The sequence below is a fragment of the Mesorhizobium sp. M2C.T.Ca.TU.002.02.1.1 genome (assembly GCF_003997225.1).
This window is the reverse complement of sequence record NZ_RZTO01000297.1, coordinates 1-6,689: the sequence shown is the minus strand read 5'-3', so window position 1 is coordinate 6,689 and position 6,689 is coordinate 1. Positions and strand designations below refer to the sequence as shown.

The following is a 6,689-nucleotide window of genomic DNA, read 5'->3' as shown; positions in this document are numbered from 1 at the left end:
TCCGGGAGCGGGCGACGGCAGCAGGGCCGAGCCGCCGCCGGAAATCAGCGCCACCACCAGATCGTCGGCGGTCAGGCCGCGCACCTTTTCCAGCAGCCGGCGCGAGGCCTCGAGGCCAGCGGCGTCCGGCACCGGATGCGCCGCCTCGATGATCTCGATGCGCTCGCATTTCGCGCCATAGCCGTAGCGGGTGACGACAAGGCCATCGATCGGACCGTCCCAGACCTTCTCGAAGGCTGCCGCCATCTGCGCCGAGCCCTTGCCCGCGCCGATGACGATGGTGCGGCCCTTCGGCTTTGCCGGCAAATGATTGCGGATCGTCTTTTCCGGGTCGGCGGCGGCGACGGCGGCGTTGAAGATCGAGGTGAGTAAGGTTTTCGGGTCGGTCATTTGTCTTCCGGCGGCAGTGCGAGCCCGCTCGCATCGATGCCAAGATGGGCGCAAAGGGCGTCAACGACGACGCCATGGTCCTCGCGCTCCGGCAGGCCCGAAACGGCGATGACGCCGATGACGCCGGCGCCCTTGACGGTGACCGGGAAGCCGCCGCCCGCGAGCACATAGTCGGCGATGTCCAGGCCCTCGCCGACCTTGAACGTGCGATCCGGGCGCTGCTGTTCCAGCACGAGGCGATAAGTGCTTCTGAGATAACGCTTCACGACGTTGATCTTGCGCCGCGCCCAGTCGGGATTGGAGGCGTTGGAGCCCGGCATTGCGGCATAGAAGAGCGGCCGGTCGAAGGTCCTGATGTCGACGATGATCGGCAGATCCTCCTTGAGAGCCCGGTCCCGGATGGCGGAACCGATCTTGAAGGCCACGGCCTCATCGAAAGCGGGGAAGACCAGCGTGGCTTCCTGTTTCTTGATCAGAGCGATGTCGTCGGCGGTGGCCATGGCGTTCCCCTGTCAAATGCCGACGCACGCTTTGGCCGATGGCTGACGCGGGGTCAAGCGAAGAGCACGTTTAATCTATGCGACAATCGCGCTCTTTGCCGGCCGCCCCGCAACATAGACCTCGCGCACGGCGCGGTCGTCGCCCAGCGTCTGCAAGAGGAACAGCTCCTCGGCCAGCGTCTCGACCGTTTCCATCCTGAGCCGCATGCCAGGCGTCGCATGGGCATCGAGCACGACGATGTCGGCATCGGTGCCTTCCTCCAGCGTGCCGACCTTGTCGGCCACCGACAGTGCCTCGGCATTGCCGCGCGTCAATTGCCAGAAGGACTGGAACGGGTTGAGCTTCTCGCCGTTCAGCGCGATCACCTTGTAGCCCTCGTCCATGGTGCGCAGCATCGAATAATTGGTGCCGCCGCCCACATCGGTCGCGGCCGCGATCCTGAGCGGCTTCTCGCGCCGGCGATAACGCTGGTAGTCGAACAGGCCGGAGCCGAGGAAGAGGTTTGAGGTCGGGCAGAACACCGCCACCGAGCCCGATTGCGACAGCGCATCGGCCTCGCGCTCCGACAGATGGATGCAGTGGCCGAACAGGCTCTTTTTGCCGAGCAGGCCGTAATGCTCGTAGACGTCGGTGTAGTCGCGCGACCAGGGATAAAGCTCCTGGGTGAAGGCGATCTCGGCGTGGTTTTCCGACAGATGCGTCTGCATGTGCAGGCCGGGATGCTCGCGGCAGAGAGCGCCGGCCATCTCCATCTGCTCGGGCGTCGAGGTGATGGCGAAGCGCGGCGTGATGGCATAGTGCTGGCGGCCCTTGCCGTGCCATTCGGCGATCAGGGCCTTGCTGTCATCGTAGCCCGTCTTCGGCGTGTCGAGGACGCCGTCCGGCGCGTTGCGGTCCATCATCACCTTGCCGGCGATGTTGAGCATGTTGCGCTCATGCGACTCGGCGAAGAAGGCTTCGGCGGAAGATTTGTGCACCGAGCAGTAGGCAGCGACCGTCGTCGTGCCGTGGCGCAGCATTTCGTCGAGGAACAGCCTGGCGATGCGGCGGCCATGCTGCGCGTTCTGGAATTTCGACTCTTCGGGAAAGGTGTATTTGTTCAGCCAGTCGAGCAGCTCGGCGCCGTAGGAGGCGATGATCTGCATCTGCGGCACATGCACATGGGCGTCGAGGAAACCCGGCAGGATGAGGTGCGGGCGATGGTCGATCGTCTCGACGCCCACGACCGCTTTCTTCTTGACCTCGGCATAGGAACCGGCGGCGACGATCCTGCCGTTTTCGATCAGCAGGGCGCCATCCTCCTCGTAGCGCCAGGCGGAACGGTCGTCGACCGCTTCGGGCCAGCGCAGGAAGGAGAGCGTGCGGCCGCGCAGAATTTTCGCTGTCATGCTTACTTTCCGGCGCCTTCGAACCAGGCGACCAGAAGGGCCCGTTCCTGGTCGGTGATGTGGCTGACGTTGGCGGGCGGCATGGCATGCGCCCGGCCGGCCTGGATATAGATTTCGCGCGCATGCTCGGCGATGCGCTCGTCGGTGTCGAGCAGCACGCCCTTCGGCGCATGGTAGATGCCTTCATAGACCGGCTCTTCCGTATGGCACATGGAGCAGCGGCCGAGAACGGTGTCGCGCACGGCCGGGAAGTGGGCCGACGCTATGTAGACCTGCGCGGCGGCGGATGCGGCGGAAGCCTTCGGCTCGCCGGTCAGCACTTTCGGCACGGTCGACAGCCAGATGATGATCATGAACAGCACGGCCGCACCCAGCCAGGTCCAGGTGGGATTGCCCTTCCTGGCATGCACGGTGTTGAAATAGTGCCGGATCAAGACGCCAATGATGAAGACCAGCGAGGCGATGACCCAGTTGAACTCAGTGCCGAAGGCCAGCGGATAGTGGTTCGAGAGCATCAGGAACAGGACCGGCAAGGTCAGGTAGTTGTTGTGCAGCGAGCGCTGCTTGGCGATCTTGCCGTATTTCGGATCCGGCTTGCGGCCGGCGATCAGGTCGGCGACGACGATCTTCTGGTTGGGGATGATGACCATGAAGACATTGGCCGACATGATCGTGGCGGTGATGGCGCCGAGATGCAGGAAGGCGGCGCGACCGGTGAAGAGATGGGTGAGCCCCCAGGCGATGAACACCAGCACGCAATAGAGCACCAGCATCAGCCCGGTGTCGCTCTTGCCCAATGGCGAGCGGCAGAGCAGGTCGTAGACGATCCAGCCGACGCCGATGGTAGCCAGCGACAGGAGGATGCCGACCGGCACCGAGATGTTGAGCACATTGGGGTCGATCAAGAAGAGATCGGCGCCGGCATAATAGACGACGCAGAGCATGGCGAAGCCCGACAGCCAGGTGGCGTAGGATTCCCATTTGAACCAGGTGAGGTGCTCCGGCATTTCGGCCGGTGCCACAAGGTATTTCTGGATGTGGTAGAAGCCGCCGCCATGCACCTGCCATTCTTCGCCAAAGGCGCCGGCAGGCAGGCCGGGGCGCTGACGCAGGCCGAGATCGAGCGCGACGAAATAGAAGGACGAGCCGATCCAGGCGATGCCGGTGATGACGTGCAGCCAGCGGACCGCAAAACTCAGCCAGTCCCAGAAAATCGCGAAATCCATCATTGCACTCGTCCCTGCCGATGAGAGCGACTTTACGGTCTGGCGCGCAAACGAAAAGAGGCGAGGTGCGCGATGACTTTCAAAAAAAAATGGAAAATACTACGGTTACCCCTCGCAGCCGTTTGAGAGCCACGAAACCCGCATGGCCTATCTCGACAACATCGCCGTCTTCGTCCGCGTCGTCGAGCTCGGCAATCTTTCGGCGGCGGGGCGCGACATGCGCATTTCGCCGGCGGTCGCCTCCAACCGCATCAAGGAACTGGAAAAGCACCTCGGCGTCCGGCTGTTCAACCGCACGACCCGTCAACTGATGCCGACCGAGCACGGCACGGTGTTCTACACCGGCGCCAAGCAGGTGCTGGATGCGATCACGGAGGCGGAGGCGGCGGTCGCAGCCCTTTCCGGCCAGCCGCGCGGCACCATCAGGGTCACGGCGCCGCTTGGCCTCGGCCGCCGCCTGATCGCATCCGGCATTCCGGATTTCCACGACAAATACCCCGATATCGAGGTGCGGCTCAGGCTCTCCGACCACAATGTCGATATCATGAAGGAAGGCATCGACGTCGCCTTCCGGCTCGGCATCATCGAGGATTCCAGCCTTCGGATGCGCGGCATCATGGAATGCGAGCGCGTGCTGGTGGCGGCGCCGAAATATCTGGAAGCGCGCGGCGAACCGGTTGAGCCGCAGGAGCTGGTCGGCAAGAAGCACGACTGCCTGATGCTGCGCTATGCCGGCGCGCGCGAATATGTCTGGACGCTGCAGACGCAGGGCGGCCCGCAGAAGTTCGAGGTGCACGGCCCCTACGACACCGACGATGGCGACGTTCTGACCGGCTGGGCGCTGTCGGGGCGCGGCATCATCAACAAGCCGCGCTTCGAGGTCGAGCCCTTCATCCGCGACCAGCGGCTGAAAGTGATTCTGCCGCAGACGCCGCCAACCGCGGTGCAGTTCGCCGCCGTCTATCCGCACAAGAAGCTGCAGGACCCGAAGGTGCGGCTGCTGCTCGACTTCATGGCCGAGCGCTGCCAGCGGCTGATCAAGGATATTTTGGCCGGGAAGTAAGGGCGATAGCGCTCCGTCGCCGTTTGGCCGAAGCCTCCGCGATATCGTCATCCACGGGCGGAGCGACGCGAAGCGGCGCGCAGACCCGAGGATCCATTCCGTAACCTTAATCGTATGGCGCAGGGGCGCAGAATTCTGCATCGTTGGGCGGCGCTTCGAAATCGCGGAATGGATTCCATGGTCTGCGCCGCGTCGCTTCGCTCCTTGCTCCGCCATAGAATGGCGACCGCGAGGGGCGTTCGCTCTAATCGTCGAAGTATGTCGCCGCCAAGACGACATTCGGGCCAAGATTTCTGCCTCTAGGCAGAAGAAGGCTGGCCGGCAAGTGACAGGCTGGTGGCCCACTCCATCCCGTTGCCATGCGCGAAGAGGGGCCTAGGTTGGTGACCAGACGTCTGCCCGATTTCAGGGCAGCCGAAGGGCCGTCACATGCATTTCGCCGTTTCGCTCAACATCGCAGCCACAGGACAAGAAGCCCTCGACTTCGGCCAGATCAGCACTTTCGTCCGGCAGGCGGAGGCGGCCGGTGTCGACATGGTCATCATTTCCGACTCGCTGACGAGCGGCGAGCCATCGACCAGCCCGTTCGAAGCGACAACCCTTCTTGCCGCACTGGCCACCGTAACAGAGAAGATAGGCCTCGTGGCGAGTGCCTCGACGCTTGCACACCAGCCCTACAACCTGGCGCGACGTTTTGCATCCCTCGATATCATCAGCCATGGCCGCGTCGGCTGGAACGCGACACTGCGGCAGAGCCCGCTCGAGGCGGCCAATTTCAGCCGACCGGCAGGCATTCCGAACGATGATTTCCGGCGGCGCGCTGAGGAATTCATCGGCATCGTGCAAGGGCTGTGGCGAGGCTGGGACGCGGACGCCTTGCTGTTCGACAAGGCGGGCGGCCGTTTCCACGATGCCCGCAAGATGCACTTCCTCGATCATAAGGGCGAGTTCTTCGCGGTGCGCGGACCGCTGAACATCGCCCGCTCGCCGCAGGACATGCCGGTGCTGGCCATGTCCGGCCTCGCCGGGGCCGACCTCGATTTCGCCGCCGGCGTCGCCGATGTCATAGCGATTGAGGAACCATCGCCGGAAGGCGCTAGAGCGACCTGCGACGATCTCAAGAAACGGGTGCTGACCGCCGGACGAACGCTTGACGCCCTGAAAGTGCTGACGACAGTTTTCGCGCCCGACCTCACCGCCGCAAGGCTGGAGACGTGGTTGGGCGCAGAAAGCTGTGACGGCCTCATCTTCGCTTTGCCGGCTGATCTTTCCGCGATCAACGGTTTCACCGATCGCATCGTGCCAGAATTGCGCCGTCGAAACTCTGACCGCTCTGCTTACTATGCCGACACGACGCTGCGTGCCCACCTCGGGCTCGGCGATGGAGGCGCACAATGAGCACGCGCCAGATGAAGCTCGGCCTGTTTTTGTGGGCGACCGGCCACCACATAGCGGCCTGGCGGCATCAGGACGCACATGTGAGGGCCGGCATCGACATCGATCATTACATCGCGCTTGCCCGTACGGCGGAAGCGGCGAAGTTCGACATGGTGTTCTGCGAGGACGCCGCCGGCCTGCGCGAGGCGAATGTCGACATTGCCAGCCAGACCTCGCGCTCGATCGGCTTCGAGCCGATCAGCCTGCTTTCGGCGCTGGCCGCGCAGACCGAGCGCATCGGCTTGGTTTCCACGGCATCGACCAGCTACAACGAGCCCTATGGGCTGGCGCGCATGTTCGCCTCGCTCGACAATCTGAGCGGCGGGCGGGCCGGCTGGAACCTCGTCACCTCGGCAAGCCCGATCGAAGCGGCGAATTTCGGCGCGACCGGCCTGCGGCCGCACGCGGACCGTTATGCGCGGGCGCGCGAGTTCGCCACGGTGATCACCGGCTTGTGGAACCGGCGCCCGGCCGGCCATGACGGCGAAAGCTTCTCGGTGCGCGATCCGCTCGATATCCCGCCCTCGCCGCAAGGCGCGCCGGTGATGGTGCAGGCCGGGGCATCGGACGATGGCAAGGATCTTGCGGCACGCACCGCCGATGTCGTGTTCTCGGCGGCACAGACCTTCGAGGAAGCCAAGGCCTTCTATGACGACCTCAAGGCGCGGCTCGCCGCCTATGGCC

At 64.1% G+C, this 6,689-nt stretch carries 7 protein-coding genes; 3 read left to right on the top strand and 4 right to left on the bottom strand.

Annotation, left to right across the window (positions count from 1 at the left end; all coding sequences use genetic code 11):
- The 4 genes from EOD07_RS17135 to EOD07_RS17120 all read right to left on the bottom strand — a co-directional run.
- Window positions 1-390 (bottom strand): DUF4147 domain-containing protein (locus EOD07_RS17135; protein WP_127236309.1); only part of this gene is annotated, 390 nt, incomplete at its 3' end.
- Window positions 387-890: a heme-degrading domain-containing protein gene (locus EOD07_RS17130; protein WP_127236308.1), complete on the bottom strand. Its 504-nt coding sequence runs from the start codon at window positions 888-890 to the stop codon at window positions 387-389. The genes EOD07_RS17130 and EOD07_RS17135, both read right to left, overlap by 4 nt.
- 75 nt (window positions 891-965) lie before the next feature.
- Window positions 966-2,279, bottom strand: coding sequence for a guanine deaminase (gene guaD / locus EOD07_RS17125; RefSeq protein ID WP_127236307.1), 1,314 nt, complete (start codon window positions 2,277-2,279; stop codon window positions 966-968).
- A 2-nt stretch (window positions 2,280-2,281) separates the two neighbouring features.
- A complete protein-coding gene (locus EOD07_RS17120; protein WP_127236306.1) occupies window positions 2,282-3,508 on the bottom strand; it encodes a urate hydroxylase PuuD in 1,227 nt (408 codons plus the stop codon).
- Window positions 3,509-3,647: 139 nt separating this feature from the next.
- On the opposite strand from EOD07_RS17120, the gene EOD07_RS17115 reads away from it, so the two are divergent.
- From EOD07_RS17115 to EOD07_RS17105, 3 genes are all read left to right on the top strand, one after another.
- Complete coding sequence (locus EOD07_RS17115; protein ID WP_073989240.1) at window positions 3,648-4,568, top strand: LysR family transcriptional regulator; 921 nt, start codon at window positions 3,648-3,650, stop codon at window positions 4,566-4,568.
- A gap of 429 nt (window positions 4,569-4,997) precedes the next feature.
- Window positions 4,998-5,966 carry an LLM class flavin-dependent oxidoreductase gene (locus EOD07_RS17110; protein WP_127236305.1) on the top strand — a complete coding sequence of 323 codons (969 nt, stop codon included), beginning with the start codon at window positions 4,998-5,000 and terminating at the stop codon, window positions 5,964-5,966.
- Window positions 5,963-6,689, top strand: a 727-nt coding sequence (locus EOD07_RS17105) for an LLM class flavin-dependent oxidoreductase (RefSeq protein ID WP_127236304.1), incomplete at its 3' end; no start/stop codon positions are given. The genes EOD07_RS17110 and EOD07_RS17105, both read left to right, overlap by 4 nt.